Source organism: Bacillus sp. DTU_2020_1000418_1_SI_GHA_SEK_038 (genome assembly GCF_032341175.1).
In the GTDB taxonomy this organism is placed as follows: domain Bacteria; phylum Bacillota; class Bacilli; order Bacillales; family Cytobacillaceae; genus Cytobacillus.
The window spans coordinates 3,380,751-3,401,839 of sequence record NZ_CP135435.1 but is presented as its reverse complement, the minus strand read 5'-3'; the positions used below and the strand labels follow the sequence as shown (position 1 = coordinate 3,401,839).

Here is a 21,089-nt window from a genome sequence, read left to right as displayed (position 1 = left end):
ATCCTTAAATAAACCTGCATGGCTGTTTAAAGCCTGCAGGTTTATTTTTCCTTTTGGCGGAAATAATAATAGGCTGAAAGGTTGTGACTCGATTTTGAAATGGATTCTTATTGCATTTGGGATACTAGTCATTATTTTTATTATCATTCTTATTACGAAATTAAAGGTTTATTTTCATTATGACCATCATAATGATGATGATCATTTAAAAGTTGAATTCAGGGCCTGGTTCGGTCTGATTAGATATAAAGTAGAACTTCCGCTAATTAAAATTGATGATAATTCACCAACTATTGTGGTTAAACAAAAGAAGGGTACGAAAGATCAATCGGTTAAGAAAGATACGAAACAATTTGATGCTGATGATCTGCTAAATAGTTTCCATGATATGAAAGAGCTACTTAGAAAAGTAGTATCCCTTCATAAAATTATTAAGAAGTTTCTGAGAAAGGTTACGATCCAAAAGGTGGAATGGCACACAGCTATAGGGGTTGGAGATGCTGCTTACACAGGAATGCTTACAGGTGCATTTTGGGCCATTAAAGGGAGTATTGTAGGCATAATCAGTCACTATATGAAGCTTAAGGCTAGTCCTATCTTAAGCATTACTCCTCAATTTCAATTTGCATTATCCAAGACAACCATTTCATGTATTATTTATTTTCGAATCGGACATGCTATGTTAGCAGGAATAAAATTGCTTAAATATTGGAAAGGCGGAAGACCTAATTTTAAATCAAAGCCCTTATCTGCCTTATCTAATAATAAAACCAAATCAATATAGAAAAGGGGGGCGCAGTATATGTCTGAGCATCCAATTCAAGGACTAATGACAACTGCCATGGAAAATCTGAAAGAAATGATTGATGTTAATACAATAATCGGTGACCCTGTTGAAACACCAGATGGCAGTGTGATTTTAACTGTTTCAAAGGTTGGATTCGGTTTCGCAGCTGGCGGGAGCGAATTTAAGCTAGAAGGACAATCAAATGGCGGCGGGCAGGGACAATCTGGCGGTCATCCATTCGGGGGAGGAAGCGGCGGGGGAGTCTCCATTACACCAATTGCCTTTCTTATCGTAAATTCAAACGGAGTGAAGATGGTTCACCTTGATGAAAGTACTCATTTATACGAGCGAATACTCGATCTTGCTCCTCAGGCAGTAGACAAAATTCAGCAAATGTTTAATAACAAGAATAACCAGGGAAGCAACAATCAAACCCAAACAAATGAATATGACGGGCCAAAGCAGGATTTAAATATTTAGTTCACATAGTTAACTTTCCGAAATTTCAGGAAGGTTAACTTTTTTTTGGCTACATTTAATGGTTAAAGTAAGGAATAAATAAAGTCAATAAAATTGCAAATCTTTAGTTAAGAGGATATATTTACAATGTACATATATTGTTTAAGGAGATGAATAAGATGGCAAATATTACTTTTAAAGGAAACGCAGTAACACTTTTAGGAAATGAAGTGAAAGTAGGAGATAAAGCTCCTGAATTTAAGGTTCTTGCCAATGATTTATCAGCTGTGACTTTGGCAGACTCTAAAGGCCAAGTTCGTTTAATCAGTGTCGTTCCTTCCATTGATACAGGAGTATGTGACGCACAAACTCGCCGTTTTAATGAAGAAGCTTCGAAATTAGATAATGTAAAGATTTTAACTGTTAGCGTAGACCTTCCTTTCGCACAAAAACGCTGGTGTGCAGCAGCAGGAATTGAAAATGTTCAAACTCTTTCTGATCATCGCGACCTTTCCTTCGGTGAAGCATACGGGGTTGCAATTCAGGAACTGCGTCTATTAGCTCGCGCAGTATTTGTAGTAGACTCAAATGACACAGTTACCTACGCAGAATATGTGAGCGAAGCAACTGACCATCCAAACTATGAAGCTGCGGTAGAAGCTGCAAAGGCAGCGAGGTAGTAGAAATTTTGAAAGTGTATAACAGAAAGCGCCCTGGATAATCTAGGGCGCTTTTGCTTTACTTTGCTTAATCTTGTTAATCTGCAAAAAGGTCTGTACAATAGGACAGAGAAAGAATCGGGAGGATTTATAATGAATAAAACGACTCCGGTTGAGGAATTGTTTACAGTTTTTAATGAAACAGCAATAATGATAAAAGAAGAGCTGTCTTGTACATATTTAGAAGCATTAGCTGAAACAGGGGAAAATATGTTTCATGAAAGTATCATACAGGAAGAGTTAAGTGAATTAACGGCAAAAAGGTTAAAAAAAGGCTATGAATCAATTCAAATGGACCATTTTACTAAGGAAGAAATTCGGAAGTCCTTTCAGCTCGCGATACTTAAAGGGATGAACGAGATGATACAGCCCAATCACCAGATGACACCAGATGCTGTTGGACTGCTAATTGGCTATCTTGTAAATAAGTTTGTGCAGAACAATGAATACCGATTACTTGATCCTGCAGTTGGAACTGGCAACCTTTTAACGACTGTAATCAATCAGCAGCCAAATAAATCAATTCATGCTACTGGGATTGATATCGATGATATTTTAATAAGGCTTAGTTATGTAAACGCCAATTTACAGCAGCATCCACTTCGACTTTTCAATCAAGATAGTTTGGAGCCATTATTTATAGATGAGGCTGATGCTATCGTAAGTGATCTGCCTGTTGGGTATTATCCGAACGACCTGAGAGCAGCAGACTATGAAATAAAAGCCGATCAAGGCCATACATATGCTCATCACTTATTTATTGAACAGAGTATTCGTCATGTTAAAGAAGGCGGATATTTATTTTTAATCGTTCCAAATGGTCTATTTGAAAGTGAGCAGGCGCCTAAGCTTCACGGATTTATTAAGAAGCATGCAAACATCCAAGGGCTATTGCAGCTGCCTCTTTCTCTCTTTAAAAATGAAAAAGCAGCCAAAAGCATTTTTATTCTTCAGAAAAAAGGCGATGGCGTAAAGCCGCCAAAGCAAGTGCTGCTTGCCAATCTTCCGAGCTTGTCCAAAACAAATGAGGTTGAGAAAATACTGTTAAAAATTGATGGATGGTATAAAGAAAATAAATAGAAAAGAAGCTGATTTTCCCAGCTTCTTTCTTCATGTTGTTTTCAATGGGAAAATAAGAGATATTAATAGCGACTATAGTGCAAAATAAGGGAGACCTATAAGAGCCAAGATAAAGGAGCGGTTGAAAGATGGCGAAAATTATAGCGATAAATGCCGGAAGTTCTTCATTGAAATTCCAGCTGTTTGACATGCCGAGTGAAGAGGTTATCACGAAAGGTTTAATAGAGCGAATTGGGCAGAGTGCAGGGGTATTTAATATATTTGCAAATGGCAAAAAAATAAAGGAAACAGCGATTATTCCTAATCATGATGCGGCTGTTGCTCTTTTGCTAAATAAATTAACATCGTTAAAAATTATTCATTCATTAAATGAAATTGAGGGCATTGGCCATAGAGTTGCACATGGAGGAGAAGAATTTTCAGATTCAGCGATTATTACAGATGAGGTTCAGGCGAAAATTGAAGAATATTCAGAACTAGCTCCCCTCCATAATCCAGCTAATATTGCAGGAATTAATGCTTTCAAGCAAGTTCTGCCAAAGGTGCCGGCAGTGGCTGTGTTTGATACTGCTTTTCATCAAACTATGCCTGAGAGCTCCTTCTTGTACAGCCTGCCCTATGAATATTATAAAAAATATGGAATTAGAAAATATGGCTTCCATGGCACCTCTCATAAGTATGTATCCCAGCGTGCTGCCGGCATGCTTGGACGTTCTTTAAGTCAGCTGCGTTTGATTTCATGCCATCTAGGGAACGGAGCAAGTATTGCAGCAATTAAAGGCGGAAAGTCGATTGATACTTCAATGGGATTTACTCCTTTAGCTGGTGTGACAATGGGAACCCGTTCTGGAAATATTGATCCTGCGTTAATCCCATTCATCATGGAAAAAACTAATAAAACAGCTGATGATGTGCTGGATATTCTAAACAAAAAGAGCGGAATGCTGGCATTATCCGGATTTTCAAGTGATATTCGTGATATTGAAATGGAAGCGGCAGAAGGAAACGAAAGAGCCAAATTAGCACTAGAAGTATTTGCAAATAAAATTCATAAATACATTGGTTCTTATGCGGCACGTATGTCTGGCGTTGATGCGATTATCTTTACAGCCGGCATTGGAGAAAATAGTGACGTCATTCGTGAACGTATTCTTCAAGGTTTAGAGTTTATGGGAGTTTATTGGGATCCTGCACTTAATAAAGTGCGCGGAGAGGAAGCTTTTATCAACTACCCACATTCTCCAGTTAAAGTGCTAGTCATTCCCACGAACGAGGAAGTGATGATAGCGAGGGATGTTGTAAGACTTGCTCATATATAAATAGAAGAATTTCCCACTTAGGTTATGCTATACTAAATTAAATGGCTAAATTAGTGATGTTGTAGATTTAGCCATATGTGTGCGTGTGAACCGGGTTTATTCGGGACGAATAACTTAGAGAACATGTGCATATATGGCGAACTGTCGTCAGCAATATTGTTTAATACAACCAATAAAAATAGAATATTGAATGGAGGAAATCTGCATGTCATTGACCGAACGGGAACAAAAGGTCTGGTCCGAAATTCAAGAGTGGGAACACAAACTTTACAACTATGAATCAAATGACTTTGAATTAACTTATGAAAAATATATGGAGAAATCCTTTGCTTTACTTCCAGAGAATATTCAGCAGCAGGTATTTACTTCAATGGATAATTGGATGTTTCATCTTCACGCCTTAATTCAAGGATCTCAGTTGCAAATAGATGCAAAAGAAAGGATCCTGCAGGCAGGCAGAGTATTTAATTTACAAATCGAGAGCGTGGGAGACTTACAATTATTAACGATTGATCAGCTTCAATACATAGCCCAGCAGCAAATTGCCCGCCACCGGCTATATTCCTTTGCCCAAGGTGGCTTAGCTGGGACAGGAAGTTCACTTATGCTTGGTGCAGATATTCCCGCGATGGCTGTCATTAATTTGAGAGTTGTTCAGCTCATTGCGATGACATATGGTATAGAAGTAAATACCCCTTATGAAATGATGAGTTCTCTTAAAGTATTTCATGCTGCCACACTTCCATCACGCATGCAAATGAGGGCTTGGGAAGAGTTAATCAGTGAATTGCACAATGAACAGGATTTTTATTTTTATGAGGGTGTAGAGGAAATTGCAAATGTCTCTTGGTTGGAGCAGCCTGTAAAACAGTTATTAAAAGGCTTGGCGATATACATGTTTCGAAATAAGTCTATCAAAGGACTTCCGTTAATTAGTATAGCTATTGGTGCCGGTACAAATTATCAGCTAACACGAAAAGTAACCGAGTTTGCTCACAAATATTATCAATATCGATACTTGTATAAGAAAGGGGGAAAATCCACTTGAGTACAATTGAACATAAGATGGAAGCTCCGAAGCAGGTCACCTGTAAAGTGATTACCGTTAGTGATACACGCAATAAGGAAACTGATAAAAGCGGGAAGCTAATGATTGAACTTTTACAAGAGGAAGGCCATATTGTAAAGGACTATGTAATCGTAATAGATGATGGAGATGAGCTTCGAAAGGAAGTCCTAAAAGGGTGTGATGATCCAGACATTGATGTCGTCCTTACGAATGGAGGAACTGGCATCGCCTTCCGTGATATAACGATTGAAACCGTCAAGGAATTGTTCGATAAAGAAATTAATGGGTTTGGGGAGTTATTTAGAATGCTTAGCTACCAAGAGGATATTGGATCAGCAGCCATTCTTTCTCGGGCCGTTGCAGGAGTTGTTAGAAATAAGGCTGTATTTTCAACACCAGGCTCTTCTGGTGCTGTACGCTTAGCCATGAATAAACTGATTTTACCTGAGCTTGGCCATGTGGTTAGGGAATTGAAAAAGGATTTGTAATGGGTAAGGGGAATGGAATTATACTTATTTTGTAGCACAGAGAGGGATTAATAGCTGTGCTACTTTTTGCTATGGAATGAATGGAGAATGTTTTTGTGTTGACGGGGGAGCTATATGAAAAAAAAGACAAAGACAAATATTGTAGCAGGGGTGGCAAGTTTCTTTTCTATCCTTGTCATTCTTTTTTTAGTAGATATATTAAAAGGGGAGAATAAGCTTAATGCTCTTAAGCAGGACATTATTTATGACTACTATGATGAGGAAAATTTACAAAAAGTATTAAAGGATCGGCTTGGGGATGCCTATGAAGATGATTTACAGACAGATTTTGATAATTTTACAATATCACTTGTCCTTGAGGAGTTAGCAAAATTTGAAATCAATAAAAATAAAGAGTTTAACTCCTTTTTAGATAAGGAATGGCTTCAGGGCTATAATGAAGAAAATAAAAATCTGGCTGAAGAAATAGCTGGAAAACCGATAGACAAATCGACATACTATTTGAAACTAACTACCTTCCAAGAAGGCGGCACATATAAGGAGTTAACCTCCTTGATACAGGAATTTAGTAAATATGATAATTTAATTATTGATTTAAGGGATAATACCGGAGGAAGTTTTAAAGAGCTTGAGAAGGTGCTTACTATGTTTATGAAAAAAGACACACTTTTATTTCAGCTTAAAACTAGAGACGACACTGAAAAATATTATTCCAATAATAAAAGTCCCGTTACCTTTCAAAACATTGTTGTTCTAACAAACAATCGAACGGCAAGTTCATCGGAATTATTAATCGTCTCTTTAAAAGAAAACTTAGAACATGTAACCCAAATTGGAACACATACATATGGAAAAAACATTGGGCTTTCTATAAGAACCTTTAACGATGAATCAGGAATGGTCTTTATTAGTTCGGTCATGGAAGGACCGAATTCGAAGAAATTAGATGAAAATGGGCTAGCCCCTGATATAGAGGTTATGGATAAAGCCAAGCAACTAGAAACAGCAATAGATTTTCTTGCAAGTCAAAAGCAATAAGAAAAACAGCACCTAGACCTTTAGAAAAAAGTGGTTAGGTGCTGTTTAGTTTTTACATAGTTTTTATAAATGAGCTTTTTCAGAAATGTCCTGGTGAGTCCTATACCAAAGCCATAAATCGTTAATAATAGAGGCGAGCTCAGAAATTTCGCTATTCAGTTCGCAAGATTTAATGAAATTTCCTTCATCATTAAGCTGAGCCTGCTTTGTATTTATTAAATCCTCAAGTTCGGCGATTCGATCAGGAATTCTTCCCCTTATACTCTCCCATCGATATAAAATATGCTCCTTTATATCATTTGGGTATTGGTCCCATTCCCGATCAAATGAAGGAATCGAGATGCCAAGCCGTTCATTGTGTGAAAAATACTCCACCATTTAGAAATCCTCCATATCTATTATGCTTACATTCTACTATAATCCCAAATTTCATTCCATGTCTTTCAAATAAATACCTATCCCCCCAGAAAAAAACAGATTAATTTTTATACATTTTTTTGCAAAAGTATTGATTTTGGATGAAATTATGATAATATAAATCATTATAAATGAATAAACATTACTATTGATGAATAAATATTCATAACTATCAGGAGGAATTTTAACATGACAAATCCAAAAGTTGTTCTTGCCTATTCAGGCGGTTTAGATACTTCAGTAGCAATTAAATGGTTGGAAGAGCAAGGTTATTCAGTAGTTGCTTGCTGTTTAGATGTAGGTGAAGGCAAGGATTTAAACTTCATCCAGCAGAAAGCATTAACAGTTGGTGCTGTTGAATCCTATGTGATTGATGCAAAAGAAGAGTTTGCTAATGAATATGCATTAATGGCCCTACAAGCACATGCATTATATGAAGGTGTTTATCCGCTAATATCTGCACTTTCTCGTCCACTTATTGCGAAAAAGCTTGTAGAAGTAGCTGAGAAGGAAGGGGCAGTAGCTGTAGCTCATGGTTGTACAGGTAAAGGAAATGACCAAGTTCGCTTTGAGGTGGCTATTCATGCATTAAATCCAGATCTTGAAGTATTAGCACCTGTACGTGAATGGAAATGGTCTCGTGAGGAAGAGATCGAGTATGCCAAACAAAAGAATATTCCAATTCCTATTAATCTAGATTCTCCTTTTTCAATTGACCAAAATCTTTGGGGAAGAAGCAATGAGTGTGGGATTCTCGAAGACCCTTGGGCTGCACCGCCTGAAGAAGCGTATGAGCTCACTTCAAGCCTTGAAAATGCACCTGACACACCAGATGTAGTTGAAATCGGCTTTGAAAAGGGTGTTCCTGTCAGCTTGAATGGAAAAGAATATAAATTAGCAGAGCTAATTTTAGAATTAAATGCATTAGCTGGAAAACACGGTGTTGGACGTATCGACCATGTGGAAAACCGTCTAGTTGGAATTAAATCTCGTGAGGTGTATGAGTGCCCAGGAGCAATGACATTAATTAAAGCACATAAAGAGCTTGAAGATTTAACACTTGTGAAAGAAGTAGCTCATTTTAAACCAAATATTGAAAAGAAAATTGCAGAGCTTATCTATGAAGGTTTATGGTTCTCTCCATTAAGAAAAGCATTAGCTGCTTTCTTAGAAGAAACTCAAACTTTTGTAACTGGTACAGTTCGTGTGAAGTTATTTAAAGGTCATGCTATTGTTGAAGGAAGAAAATCTCCATATTCTTTATACGATGAAAAGCTTGCTACTTATACATCTGATGATGAATTTGATCACAATGCAGCAGTTGGTTTTATTAAGCTATGGGGCTTACCGACAAAGGTTCAAACCATTGTCCAGCAAAACAAGAAGGTGACAGTGTGAAAAAACTATGGGGCGGTCGTTTTACAAAATCAGCAGAGGAATGGGTAGACGAATTTGGTGCATCAATTTCCTTTGACCAAGAACTAGTTATGGAAGATATTGAAGGCAGTATCGCCCATGTCACCATGCTTGCCAAATGCGGAATCATTTCAGAGGCAGAAGCAAACAAGATTAAAGACGGCCTTGAACAGTTAAAAGAAAAAGCAGCAAATGATGAACTTTCTTATTCTGTTAAGCTGGAGGATATCCACTTGAATCTAGAAAGCTATTTAACGGAATTAGTTGGCCCAGTTGGCGGAAAGCTTCATACGGCAAGGAGCCGTAACGATCAGGTTGCAACTGATATGCATCTATTTTTACGCAAACAGGTTCAAATTATTATTGAGCTGATTGAGGAAATGCAGGAAGCATTATTAGAGCAAGCAGAAGCAAATGTTGAAACAGTGATGCCAGGCTATACTCATCTTCAAAGAGCTCAGCCAATCTCATTTGCCCATCATTTAATGGCTTATTTCTGGATGCTTGAGCGTGATAAAGAGCGTTTCACTGAAAGTATCAAGAGAATTAATGTGTCCCCGCTTGGAGCTGGAGCGCTTGCAGGAACAACATTCCCAATCGACCGGCATCTAAGTGCAGAATTGCTGGGATTTGAAGGGATTTACGAAAATAGTCTTGATGCTGTAAGTGACCGTGATTTCATATTAGAGTTTTTATCTGGCAGTTCGATTTTAATGATGCACTTATCTAGATTAAGTGAAGAATTCATTCTTTGGTCCAGCCAAGAATTCAAATTTATCGAGCTTGATGACAGCTTTGCAACAGGAAGCAGTATCATGCCGCAAAAGAAAAATCCTGACATGGCTGAGTTGATTCGCGGAAAAACAGGCCGGGTTTACGGGAATTTAATGGGGTTATTAACAGTGTTAAAAGGACTTCCGCTTGCTTACAATAAGGATATGCAAGAGGATAAAGAAGGCATGATCGATACTGTTAAGACAGTAACAGGCTCCCTTAAGATTTTTGCTGGTATGATCCGTACGATGACAGTTAATGCGAATCAAATGGAGAAGGCAACGAAAACTGATTTTTCAAATGCAACGGAGCTTGCTGATTATTTATCAAGCAAGGGGATTCCTTTCAGAGAAGCCCATGAAATTGTAGGGAAGCTTGTGCTAACCTGCGTAAATAAAGGTTGTTTTCTAGCTGATTTATCATTAGAAGAATTTGTTGCAGCCCATCCATTATTTGAAAATGATATTTATGAGGTACTTGACCCCGTAACAGCTGTGAAGAGACGGAATAGTGCTGGTGGAACAGGCTTTAAGCAAATTATGATTGCAATTGAAAAAGCCAAGGAAATAATAGAGAATTAGTAAGTAGAAAAAGGAGTGCTGGCTCGTGTCCGCACTCCTTTTATTATACATGTATGTTACTTTTCCACTCTTTCAAAATAAATTCTCGAGTCTTTTCAATAGCAGCTGGATCACGGTTCGCAAGCTGCTGAGCCTCCTCGATAGATTCCGCACGAAAAATAACTAAACCTCCTGAATGGTCAGTAAAGGGACCCTTCGCAATAATTTTTCCTTTTTCAATTAAATCATTCAGATAATCAATATGTTCTTTCCGGATGGCCTCGTCCTTAGCAGGGTTAATGGTTTTCATTATGGCGATGAAATAATTCACTATTATCGTCTCCTTCCACTGTAGTCTTATTATATTATTGAAAGAATTGTTGGAAAAGTCAAATAATTTATTGGTGAATTAGAAGATGCAGGGCTTGAGAAAAACAAACTAGTAGAAGATTTGGAGTGTTAAACAGAAAAAATGATGCATGGACATTTGATCCTTGCATCATGATTAAAATTTATTCTTCTTCTTTACTCGTACGAACTACGAGCACGTCACATTTCGCATAACGAACAATGTTCTCAGATACGCTGCCGATTAGGAATCTTTCCATGGCGTTCATTCCCGTAGCCCCGCAAATAATGAGATCGACATTTTGTTTCTTAGCCATATCCTTTGGAATGATAACTTTTGGAGAACCGTAATCAATTACATACTCTACCTTTGCAACTCCTGATTCCATTGCTTCACTCTTATACTTTTCCATTAACTCTTTTGCGAACATATTTGCTCTTTCGGAAATTGTCCGGTCATACGCCTCGACCGTGGAGAAAGTCCGTGTATCGATGATGTGGGCTAAAGTGATTTGTGAATCATTTCTTTTGGCTACTTCAATTGCTTTTTTAAATGCCCATTCAGCCTCTGTTGAACCGTCTACAGCTACTAATATATTTTTATATTTCATCCCCATGAATATCTCCTCCTTTTCCTTTATTATACAATACCAAAATGTGTATATCTGTAACAAAAAATCGAACAATAAGACAGTTCATTAAATTAATTTTAAGGAGCTGTTAGAAGGATGGAAAAGCGTGACCCAAAAGCACAAGCAAATTATTTCTTCAACGAAGAAGGACAAAACGAGGTAAGCGAGCAAATTATGGATGCCTATAATAGTGGTGTCATCGATCAGGCGAATGCGAATTTTAATTTAGATGCCGAAAAGGAAACTGAGGGAAAAATATAATTTAATGCTCCAAAAGCTGTCAAAATCTTCAACGACAGCTTTTTTTGTGCCTAAAATAATTAAAAACTAGAAAAGGCATCCTGCTAATGATTAATTATGGATGTTTTTGAAGGAAATTGATTGATATTTGAAATCGTTTTCAGTACAATGAAATTAATAAAAATATGAATTAAGGGGTGATCTATTGTTAACACCTGAACGCCATCAAGTAATATTAAACCTTTTAAAAGCCAAAAACGTTATTAAGATCAATGAACTTGTTGAAATTACTAATACATCTGAATCTACGATTAGACGAGATCTTAGTCAATTAGAGGAAGAGAAATTTTTGAAAAGAATTCATGGTGGTGCTGCAAGACTTCAAGGAAAGCTGCAAGAACCGAGCATGACAGAAAAATCATTCAAAAACCTTCAAGAAAAACGCAGAATTGCTCAATATGCTGCCAGCTTAGTTGAGGGAGGTGATTGTATTTTTTTGGATGCTGGTTCAACAGTAACAGAGATGATCCCATTTTTATCTACAAAGGATATTGTCGTTGTAACAAATGGAATCACGCATGTTGATGCTTTACTTGCAAAAGAAATCCATACCTATTTGATTGGAGGGTATACAAAGGCAAAAACAAAAGCAATCATCGGCAGAGGAGCAATTGCAAGTCTTGAAAATTATCGTTTTGATAAGTGCTTTATGGGTGTAAATGGGATTCATCCCGAGGCGGGGTTTACGACCCCAGACCAGGAGGAAGCAATGATTAAGCAAATGGCTATTACTATATCTCGGGAAGCTTATGTTCTTGCAGACCAGACTAAGTTTTCGGAAATTTCATTTGCCAAAATAGCTGATCTCCACCAAGCATCTATTATTACTGATCAATTAAATATTGAAAATAAAGAACAATATGTTAGCAAAACAAAGATAAAGGTTGTGACAGCATGATACACACATTGACATTAAATCCATCGGTTGATTATATCGTCGGGCTTGAGAATGTAGAAATAGGGGCGTTGAACCGGACGGCATATGAAGCGAAATTTCCAGGTGGAAAAGGAATTAATGTCTCAAGAGTGTTAAAAAGAATAGGGGTAAACAGTCATGCGATTGCATTTATCGGTGGATTTACAGGCAATTATATAGAGGAATATTTGCAAAAAGAAGGCATTAAAACTAACTTTATCAAAGTAGAAGAAGATACAAGAATAAATATTAAAATTAAAACAGACAAAGAGACGGAAATTAACGGAAATGGTCCAACAATTACTGATGATAATTGGCTGGCTCTTCAAAAAAAAATCAGTGAGCTTTCGAGGGGGGACCTTCTAGTCCTTGCGGGAAGCATCCCATCAACAATGCCGGATACAACATACGAAAAACTTGTGAAGATTTGTTCAGATAACGGGGCTTCCTTTGTTGTTGATGCTGAAGGTGATTTATTAAAAAAAGTCCTCCCATATAAACCTTTTTTAATCAAGCCAAATCATCATGAACTTGGTGAATTATTTAATACTTCCTTTTCAGATGTGGAAGAGGTAGTTCCTTATGGACAAAGGCTAATTAGTATGGGTGCTGAAAATGTAATCGTTTCACTTGCAGGAAAAGGTGCTGTGTTAATTACGAAGGACGAAGCTTATGTTGCTTCAGTTCCAACAGGGGAAGTAAAGAGTTCAGTTGGAGCGGGTGATTCATTAGTTGCAGGATTTTTGGCAGCTTTTGAAAAAGAGAAGGATATTGTAAAAGCATTTCGTTATAGCGTAGCCTCTGGCAGCGCAACAGCATTTTCAATTGGTCTATGTTCAAAAGAAAAGGTGGAGGAATTGCTGCCGTATGTTTCTATCCGCCTACTAAAAAAAGGGGAGAACAAAATTGAGAGTAACGGAATTGTTAACAAATGAGACGATTCTTCTTTCTATAAACGGAACTGGAAAGCAGGATGCAATTAACAGTCTAATCGATGCACTCGATAAAGCAGGTAAATTAAATGACCGAATTTTATTTAAGGAAGCAATTCTAAAAAGGGAGAGTCAAAGTACAACGGGAATTGGTGATGGCATAGCGATCCCGCATGCAAAAACTGAGGCAGTTAAGGAGCCGGCGATTGCCTTCGGGAAATCAGCAGAGGGTATTGATTTTCAGTCGCTTGATGGTAAACCTGCACACTTATTCTTTATGATTGCAGTACCAGATGGCGCTAATAATACACATTTGGAAGCTCTATCTCGTCTATCCTCAATATTAATGATTGATGATGCCCGTAAGAAATTAATCGAGGCAGCAAGTGCCCAGGAAGTTCTGGCTATTATCGATAGTTATGATGAGGATGATGAGGAGGAGAACGCAAGCATCTCAGAAAGTAAACGATTTATCGTGGCTGTTACAGCATGCCCTACAGGGATTGCGCACACCTATATGGCAGCCGATTCATTAAAAGCTAAGGCTGCTGAAATGGGTGTTGACATTAAAGTTGAGACAAACGGTTCGAGTGGCGCAAAAAATGTTTTGACTAAAGAAGAAATTGAAAATGCTGAAGCTATTATTGTCGCAGCAGATACGAAAGTAGAAATGGAGCGGTTTAGCGGAAAACATGTACTGCAAACAGCTGTTGCAGACGGAATTCGCAAACCACAAGAGCTGATTGAAAAAGCCCTTAAACAGGAGGCTCCCATTTATCATAGCAAAAATGAAAATACCAGTTCACCTGAGGGGAAGAGTACGAAACAAAAGGTTGGGGTTTATAAGCATCTAATGAATGGTGTTTCCAATATGCTGCCATTCGTTGTAGGTGGCGGTATTTTAATCGCAATTTCCTTCATGTTCGGTTACAATGCATCCAATCCCGATGATCCTTCTTACCACCCAATTGCTGAGGCACTTATGACAATTGGAGGAGGCAATGCATTTGGATTAATAATTCCTATTCTAGCTGCATTTATTGCGATGAGTATTGCTGATCGGCCTGGATTTGCACCTGGTGCTGTCGGAGGAATGATGGCTGCAAGCGGAGGGGCTGGATTTCTTGGTGGAATTATCGCAGGTTTTCTTGCAGGATATTTAGTAATTGGTTTGAAGAAGTCCTTTTCGAGATTGCCTTCTTCCCTTGATGGCATAAAAACAATTTTACTTTATCCGTTGTTTAGCATTGCTTTGACCGGAATACTAATGCTCTACGTAGTGAATAAACCTGTTGGAGCACTTAACACTGCAATTACAAATTTGCTTTCAGATCTCGGAACTGGAAATGCTGTATTACTTGGGGCGATCCTAGGGTTAATGATGGCATTTGATATGGGGGGGCCAGTAAATAAAGCGGCATATGTCTTTGGAACAGGCCTGCTAGCAAGCGGTGTTTACGAATCGATGGCTGCGATTATGGCCGGTGGGATGGTTCCGCCACTTGCGATTGCTCTCGCCACTACTATTTTTAAAGGAAAATTCACGAAGCAGGAACTAGAATCAGGGAAAACTAATTATATTATGGGCTTGTCATTCATAACAGAAGGTGCGATCCCTTTTGCTGCAGCTGATCCAATTCGTGTAATACCTTCTCTAATGATAGGTTCAGCAGTAGCTGGAGCCATCTCAATGATGGCGCATATCGGATTAAGGGCACCGCATGGTGGGGTATTTGTCGTACCATTCGTTGAAGGCTCATGGCTTTTATATTTACTTGCCATTATTATTGGTGCTTTCATTTCCGCACTACTAATAGGCTTATTGAAAAATCCACTTAAACAAAATTAATATATTACAAAAATAGCTTCACGATATACATTAAAGGAGTTGTTATAAACATGACCGAGAAAAATTTTATTATTGCAGCAGATGCAGGCATTCATGCAAGACCGGCAACCGTATTAGTACAAACAGCTAGCAAATTCGCTGCTAATATCAAGATAGAGTATAAGGGAAAAGCAATAAACTTAAAATCTATTATGGGGGTCCTGTCTTTAGGAATTCCTAAAAATGCTGCAATCAAAATTACAGCGGATGGTTCAGATGAAGTTGAAGCAGTAAATATGATAGAAGCTGTTATTCTAAAAGAAGGTTTGGCAGAATGATCACTAACGAGATACCTGGTATAGCCGCATCAAACGGTATTGCCATTGGAAAAGCATTTCTGCTAGAAAAACTTGAATTAACGATAGAGAAAAATGTAATATCAAATACGGATGCAGAGGTATTACGTTTTGAGCAAGCTCTTAAAAAATCAAAAGAAGAGCTTAAGAGAATTAAAGAACATACTCGTTATGAAATAGGCGAGGAAGAAGCAGCAATTTTTGAAGCCCACCTTCTCGTGTTAAATGACCCTGAGCTCTTGAATCCGATTAAAGAAAAAATAACTGATGAACAATTAAACGCAGAATATGCCTTAAATCAAGTAGCAATGATGTTTATTAGTATGTTTGAAGCTATGGATAATGAGTATATGAAAGAGCGTGCAACGGATATTCGTGATGTAACTAAACGCGTCCTTTCCCATTTATTAAATGTGAGTGTTTCAGATCCAAGCTTAATTGCGGAAGAAGTGATTGTCATTGCTGATGACTTAACACCGTCCGATACTGCACAGTTAAATAGACAATTTGTTAAAGGGTTTTCGACAAATATTGGAGGCCGAACATCGCATTCGGCGATTATGGCTCGATCACTCGAAATTCCCGCAGTCGTAGGGACAAAAACAATTACAGAAACGATCAAAAATGGTGATATGCTAATTGTAGACGGCTTTAATGGAAAAGTCATTATCAACCCAAGTACGGAAATAGTAGAGTCTTACCAAGAGAAAAAAGCTGCCTGCGAGTTACAAAAAGGAGAATGGGCAAAGCTTGTTCATAAGCAAACCGTGACCGCATGTGGTCAGTATGTAAAGCTTGGGGCAAATATCGGAACCCCTGATGATATAAGTGCGGTGTTGGAAAATGGTGCTGAAGCGATTGGATTATATCGCACTGAGTTCCTATACATGGGGCGTGAAACACTTCCAACAGAAGAAGAACAATTCCAAGCCTATAAAGCTGTTTTACATTCGATGAATGGAAAGTCTGTAGTTGTTCGTACATTAGATATTGGCGGAGATAAGGAGCTGCCATATCTTGAAATGCCGAAAGAAATAAATCCGTTCTTAGGATTTAGAGCGATTCGCTTATGTTTAGAAGCCCAAGACATTTTTCGAACGCAATTAAAGGCCCTCTTGCGTGCGAGCATTTACGGAAACTTAAAAATCATGTTCCCGATGATCGCAACCCTAGAAGAGTTCCGGCAAGCAAAAGCTATATTATTAGATGAAAAAATGAAGCTTGTTAGAAAAGGTGTAGAGGTTTCTAACAATATCGAAGTAGGGATGATGGTGGAAGTTCCATCAACAGCAGTAATGGCGGACCTTTTCGCAAAAGAAGTAGACTTTTTTTCTATTGGAACAAATGATTTAATTCAATATACCATGGCAGCAGACCGTATGAACGAGCGCGTTTCTTATTTGTACCAGCCATATAACCCAGCTATTCTTCGACTAGTTAAAAATGTGATTGATGCTGCACATAAGGATGGAAAATGGGTAGGGATGTGCGGAGAAATGGCAGGAGACGAAATCGCCATTCCTATCTTGCTTGCTCTAGGATTAGATGAATTTTCAATGAGTGCAGCATCTATCTTGAAGGCACGCTCTCAAATAAGCAGGCTATCAAAATCTGTCATTGAAAACCATATCAAATTCATTCTTTCCATGTCCACAGCAGATGAAGTATATCATTATATAAAAAACTCATTCGTTTAAAATAATCTGCCCTCTCTCTATATAATAAACTAAAAAGGCTGTCATAAGTGACAGCTTTTTTAGTACTCTTATCTAATTATCTGCAGTTCTTTCGGGAATTTTGTTAAAATTTCTACCCCGTTAGCTGTCACAAAAATATCATCTTCAATTCTAACCCCAGCAACATCAGGAACATAGATGCCAGGCTCAATTGTATAAACCATTCCTTCTTCTAGCAGAAGCGGATTTGTCTCGGTTAAGGAAGGATATTCATGGACGCTGATCCCCAGGCCATGTCCTAGTCGATGTGGAAAATATTCGCCGTAACCAGCTTCAGCAATAATCTTTCTGGCTGTTAAATCAACTTCGGAGCACGGAACCCCAGGCTTACTTGCTTCAACCGCAGCCAGCTGTGCCTTTAAAACCGTATCATAAATCTCTCTTTGCTTATCATTGATATCTCCGTAAGCAACAGTTCTAGTTATATCTGAGCAATAGCCATCCACAACTACGCCTAAATCAAAAAGGACGAAATCTCCCTTTTTAATTTTCGTTAATCCTGGAGTTCCGTGGGGAGAAGCTGCATTTACTCCAGTTAATACCATCGTAGAGAAGGACATTTGGGTAACGCCTTTTTTCTTTAAGGCAAATTCAATTGCTGCAATGATCTCTAATTCTGATTTCCCTTCTTGTATTTCAGCACATCCCACTTCAACCGCATAATCTGCCAATGCACAAGCTTCGCGAATAATGCTCAACTCTTTTTCATCTTTCACCATCCGAAGCTTTCTTAACTTTTCCTCTGCGGAAGTAAATCGTGCTCCATTAAACATTCCAGTAAGAATTTCAAAGCGTTCAACATTCATATGTTCTTTTTCGACAGCTATATTCTCAACCGTTTTCACGCGGCTAAAAATTGCTTTATGTATCATTTCCCACGGATTTTCAATATCACTGTAAGAAATAATCTCATTGCTCCAGCCTGCATTTTTTGCATCAGTTTTATCCAATGCAGGGCAAACGAGAAAAGGCTCTTCTTCTTGAAAAACGGCTAATCCCAAAAGGCGTTCATGAGGGTCACTTAAAAAACCGCTAAAATAAAAAACATTTTCAGGTGAAGTCACAAAGCAAACCTGTACATTATTTTCTTTCATCCAGCTGGATAATTTCTGTAATCTGCTATTCATGATTATCCTCCTTGTAATTAAAGCAATTAGCTAATATTAAAAGATTAGCAACTTAATGGGTAAAAGTAAACTTTTAGAAGACTTCAAAATAGGGTAGTGTATAGGAAGAAGGAAAATGGAAACATTCGTTGAATCATTTACATAACGAAATAGTAGAAAGGGGAAGAGAAATGAAAGTATCATTTCATGGACATTCTGTTGTGAAAATTGAATCACAAGGGAAAACAATTCTCATAGATCCATTTATAACAGGAAACGAATTAACAGATTTAAAGGTGGATGATGTTAAGCCTGACGTCATTGTTGTGACCCATGGACATGGAGATCACCTTGGAGATACTGTGGAACTGGCCAAAAAGCATGATGCTCTCGTTATTGCCAACTTTGAGCTTGCAACCTATTTAAGCTGGCAAGGTGTGAATACTCACGGAATGAGTATAGGTGGAGCTTATCAGTTTGATTTTGGAAAGGTAAAGTTGACACCTGCTTTTCACGGAACTGGACTAGAGACAGATAACAATGAAATCATTTATTTAGGTATGCCAGCGGGAGTACTTATAACTATTGAAAATAAAACGATTTATCACGCAGGCGATACAGGTCTATTCTCCGATATGAAATTAATAGGTGACCGCCACCCGATTGATCTTGCCTTTTTGCCAATTGGAGATAATTTTACTATGGGGCCAGAGGACGCAGCCTATGCAGCGGGCTTGTTGAGTGCCAAGAAAGTTGTACCGATACACTATAATACGTTCCCGCCTATAAAGCAGGACCCATATAAATTTGCGGAAATGGTTGAACCAGGTGTTGTTCAGGTACTTCAGGCGGGAGATTCGATTCAATTGTAAAAAGCAGTGCAGCTGATTTAAGCTGCGCTGTTTTTTTATAGTCGCTCGCATAAAAGGTGTTAATGTTTTTCACTATATCCCCCTTCCAAAGCAAAAGAAATCCATACATTTTCCAAGCATGTCCGCATACATTTAAATGAAGAATGATCATTAGGAGGGAAATAGAAATGAAAAAAAATCGATATTTATTATGTCTGCTCTTGTGTGGGTTCTTTCTTTATTTTGCGTTACCAAGACTAAACATTTTCAGCGATGGTTTAGAAGGTATATTTGCCATTACCTGGCTAGCCTTTGCACTTATTGTCGTTGCCGGAAATTTAACAGCACTGCTATACTCACCTAAGAAAGCAGTTTCAAGATCTAGTATACAAGTAGAAGAAAGAAAGAGATCAAGAGCTTACCATCGATAATATTAAGAATATTTAGGTCGTTCGTCACATCGAATTGAAATAAAGGCGTTTTTAACCTTATAATGAAGATATAGGAATTATAGAAAAAGGGTGAACGTCTTGGCTACAAAGCATGAACAAATTTTGCAATATATCGATGAATTGCCTGTCGGGGAAAAAATATCAGTTAGACAAATCGCCAAGGCATTAAGTGTCAGTGAAGGGACAGCTTACCGGGCTATTAAGGATGCAGAGAACAAAGGGTATGTTAGTACGATTGAACGGGTTGGTACGATTCGAATAGAGCGGAAGAAGAAAGAGAACATTGAAAAGCTCACTTTTGCTGAGGTCGTTAATATTGTTGACGGTCAAGTGTTAGGCGGAAGAGACGGTTTGCATAAAACATTGAGTAAATTTGTAATCGGGGCCATGAAACTAGATGCCGTGATGCGGTACACTGATGCAGGCAGTCTGCTTATTGTTGGAAATCGAACGCAAATACATGAATCTGCCCTTAAGGCAGGTGCAGCTGTACTCATTACTGGCGGTTTTGATACCGAAGAACATGTAAAAAAGCTCGCTGATCAATTACAGCTCCCGATCATTTCAAGCAGCTATGATACATTTACTGTAGCAACAATGATTAACCGGGCTATTTACGATCAGCTGATTAAAAAGGAGATTGTTCTTGTAGAGGATATATTAACCCCTCTTGAAAAAACGGTATACCTCAAACCAACTGATAAAGTTTCAGATTGGCTGAATTATAATAAAGAAACCAATCATGGGCGGTTCCCAGTAGTCGATAGAAATTTAAAGGTACTTGGTATGGTTACATCTAAGGATATTATGGGGCATGACCCTGAAACTCCTATTGATAAGCTAATGACCAAAAACCCAATGACTGTCGGGAAGCAAACAAGTGTCGCTTCCTCCTCACATATGATGGTTTGGGAAGGAATTGAAGTCCTCCCGGTAGTTGATGATTCGAATCGGCTGGAGGGCATCATTACCAGACAAGATGTGTTAAAGGCACTCCAAATGATTCAGCGTCAGCCCCAAGTCGGTGAAACGATTGATGATATTGTTACCAATCAACTTGTGCTAATGAGGGGGAAGACAAAAGGAGAAGATGTGTACCGCTGCGAAGTTACACCGCAGATGACCAATCATCTCGGTACCATTTCTTATGGGGTGTTTACAACTATCGTTTCAGAAGCGGCCAATCGAGTGCTGAGGAATTATAAAAAAGGTGACTTAGTTGTAGAGAATATGACTATTTATTTCCTTAAACCCGTACAAATTGAGAGTATGCTAGAGATTTATCCACGTGTACTAGAAGTTGGACGAAAATTCGGGAAAGTTGATGTGGAAGTCTACAATGAGGGTGTTCTCGTTGGGAAGGCCATGATGATGTGCCAATTGATTGAGAGATAACTTGAAAAGCGGATAGGCGCTCTTCCTAAAAGCTAGCGTTTAGTCGTGCGAAGTTTATGCTGCCGAAGCCTTCCCTGTGGAGCTAGACAAAGAAGAAAGCCGTTCCATTAA

The 21,089-nt window shown here is 38.3% G+C and carries 23 protein-coding genes; 19 read left to right on the top strand and 4 right to left on the bottom strand.

What is annotated here, in order from left to right; translation table 11 throughout:
- Positions 1–94 precede the first annotated feature (94 nt).
- The 8 genes from RRV45_RS17020 to RRV45_RS16985 all read left to right on the top strand — a co-directional run bounded on the left by RRV45_RS17020 (position 95) and on the right by RRV45_RS16985 (position 6,959).
- Entirely contained in the window at positions 95–784 is a 690-nt protein-coding gene (locus RRV45_RS17020; protein WP_315665873.1) for a DUF2953 domain-containing protein, read from the top strand.
- 18 nt (positions 785–802) lie between these two features.
- Positions 803–1,267, top strand: coding sequence for a GerW family sporulation protein (ytfJ, locus tag RRV45_RS17015; RefSeq protein ID WP_315665872.1), 465 nt, complete (start codon positions 803–805; stop codon positions 1,265–1,267).
- Positions 1,268–1,425: 158 nt separating this feature from the next.
- Positions 1,426–1,926, top strand: a complete 501-nt coding sequence (gene tpx / locus RRV45_RS17010; protein ID WP_315665871.1) for a thiol peroxidase — start codon at positions 1,426–1,428, stop codon at positions 1,924–1,926.
- Positions 1,927–2,058: 132 nt separating this feature from the next.
- Positions 2,059–3,045, top strand: coding sequence for a class I SAM-dependent methyltransferase (locus RRV45_RS17005; RefSeq protein ID WP_315665870.1), 987 nt, complete (start codon positions 2,059–2,061; stop codon positions 3,043–3,045).
- A 128-nt stretch (positions 3,046–3,173) separates the two neighbouring features.
- The gene (locus RRV45_RS17000) at positions 3,174–4,364 is read left to right on the top strand and encodes an acetate kinase (protein WP_315665869.1); all 1,191 of its coding nucleotides are present in this window, start codon (positions 3,174–3,176) and stop codon (positions 4,362–4,364) included.
- A gap of 205 nt (positions 4,365–4,569) precedes the next feature.
- Entirely contained in the window at positions 4,570–5,412 is an 843-nt protein-coding gene (locus tag RRV45_RS16995) for an EcsC family protein (protein ID WP_315665868.1), read from the top strand.
- Complete coding sequence (locus tag RRV45_RS16990; protein WP_315665867.1) at positions 5,409–5,921, top strand: MogA/MoaB family molybdenum cofactor biosynthesis protein; 513 nt, start codon at positions 5,409–5,411, stop codon at positions 5,919–5,921. The genes RRV45_RS16995 and RRV45_RS16990 overlap by 4 nt, the downstream gene beginning before the upstream one ends.
- Before the next feature lie 114 nt (positions 5,922–6,035).
- Complete coding sequence (locus tag RRV45_RS16985) at positions 6,036–6,959, top strand: S41 family peptidase (RefSeq protein WP_315665866.1); 924 nt, start codon at positions 6,036–6,038, stop codon at positions 6,957–6,959.
- 63 nt (positions 6,960–7,022) lie between these two features.
- Here RRV45_RS16985 and RRV45_RS16980 read toward each other — a convergent pair whose 3' ends face one another.
- On the bottom strand, positions 7,023–7,337 hold the full coding sequence (locus tag RRV45_RS16980; protein ID WP_315665865.1) for a hypothetical protein: 315 nt from the start codon (positions 7,335–7,337) through the stop codon (positions 7,023–7,025).
- A gap of 228 nt (positions 7,338–7,565) precedes the next feature.
- On the opposite strand from RRV45_RS16980, the gene RRV45_RS16975 reads away from it, so the two are divergent.
- Positions 7,566–8,774, top strand: a complete 1,209-nt coding sequence (locus RRV45_RS16975) for an argininosuccinate synthase (RefSeq protein ID WP_315665864.1) — start codon at positions 7,566–7,568, stop codon at positions 8,772–8,774.
- Positions 8,771–10,147, top strand: a complete 1,377-nt coding sequence (gene argH / locus RRV45_RS16970) for an argininosuccinate lyase (protein ID WP_315665863.1) — start codon at positions 8,771–8,773, stop codon at positions 10,145–10,147. Before RRV45_RS16975 ends, argH begins: the two co-directional genes overlap by 4 nt.
- Before the next feature lie 43 nt (positions 10,148–10,190).
- Here argH and RRV45_RS16965 read toward each other — a convergent pair whose 3' ends face one another.
- A complete protein-coding gene (locus RRV45_RS16965) occupies positions 10,191–10,457 on the bottom strand; it encodes a YciI family protein (protein WP_315665862.1) in 267 nt (88 codons plus the stop codon).
- 181 nt (positions 10,458–10,638) lie between these two features.
- Positions 10,639–11,091 (bottom strand): universal stress protein, encoded by a 453-nt coding sequence (locus RRV45_RS16960; protein WP_315665861.1) that lies wholly within the window; start codon positions 11,089–11,091, stop codon positions 10,639–10,641.
- Between the two features lie 111 nt (positions 11,092–11,202).
- Between RRV45_RS16960 and RRV45_RS16955 the strand changes: the two genes are divergently transcribed.
- From RRV45_RS16955 to ptsP, 6 genes are all read left to right on the top strand, one after another.
- Complete coding sequence (locus RRV45_RS16955) at positions 11,203–11,367, top strand: hypothetical protein (protein WP_315665860.1); 165 nt, start codon at positions 11,203–11,205, stop codon at positions 11,365–11,367.
- Between the two features lie 184 nt (positions 11,368–11,551).
- A complete protein-coding gene (locus RRV45_RS16950) occupies positions 11,552–12,304 on the top strand; it encodes a DeoR/GlpR family DNA-binding transcription regulator (protein WP_315665859.1) in 753 nt (250 codons plus the stop codon).
- Entirely contained in the window at positions 12,301–13,257 is a 957-nt protein-coding gene (gene pfkB / locus RRV45_RS16945; protein WP_315665858.1) for a 1-phosphofructokinase, read from the top strand. Before RRV45_RS16950 ends, pfkB begins: the two co-directional genes overlap by 4 nt.
- Positions 13,229–15,103: a PTS fructose transporter subunit IIABC gene (locus RRV45_RS16940; RefSeq protein ID WP_315665857.1), complete on the top strand. Its 1,875-nt coding sequence runs from the start codon at positions 13,229–13,231 to the stop codon at positions 15,101–15,103. Before pfkB ends, RRV45_RS16940 begins: the two co-directional genes overlap by 29 nt.
- Before the next feature lie 50 nt (positions 15,104–15,153).
- Positions 15,154–15,420, top strand: coding sequence for a phosphocarrier protein HPr (locus tag RRV45_RS16935; protein WP_315665856.1), 267 nt, complete (start codon positions 15,154–15,156; stop codon positions 15,418–15,420).
- Positions 15,420–17,135 (top strand): phosphoenolpyruvate--protein phosphotransferase, encoded by a 1,716-nt coding sequence (gene ptsP, locus RRV45_RS16930; protein ID WP_315669069.1) that lies wholly within the window; start codon positions 15,420–15,422, stop codon positions 17,133–17,135. The genes RRV45_RS16935 and ptsP overlap by 1 nt, the downstream gene beginning before the upstream one ends.
- 68 nt (positions 17,136–17,203) lie before the next feature.
- On the opposite strand, the gene RRV45_RS16925 is transcribed toward ptsP, so the two are convergent.
- Entirely contained in the window at positions 17,204–18,301 is a 1,098-nt protein-coding gene (locus RRV45_RS16925) for a M24 family metallopeptidase (RefSeq protein WP_315665855.1), read from the bottom strand.
- A gap of 170 nt (positions 18,302–18,471) precedes the next feature.
- Between RRV45_RS16925 and RRV45_RS16920 the strand changes: the two genes are divergently transcribed.
- From RRV45_RS16920 to RRV45_RS16910, 3 genes are all read left to right on the top strand, one after another.
- Positions 18,472–19,152: a metal-dependent hydrolase gene (locus RRV45_RS16920; protein ID WP_315665854.1), complete on the top strand. Its 681-nt coding sequence runs from the start codon at positions 18,472–18,474 to the stop codon at positions 19,150–19,152.
- 167 nt (positions 19,153–19,319) lie between these two features.
- Positions 19,320–19,562 carry a hypothetical protein gene (locus tag RRV45_RS16915; RefSeq protein ID WP_315665853.1) on the top strand — a complete coding sequence of 81 codons (243 nt, stop codon included), beginning with the start codon at positions 19,320–19,322 and terminating at the stop codon, positions 19,560–19,562.
- Between the two features lie 99 nt (positions 19,563–19,661).
- A complete protein-coding gene (locus RRV45_RS16910; RefSeq protein WP_315665852.1) occupies positions 19,662–20,978 on the top strand; it encodes a CBS domain-containing protein in 1,317 nt (438 codons plus the stop codon).
- Positions 20,979–21,089 lie beyond the last annotated feature (111 nt).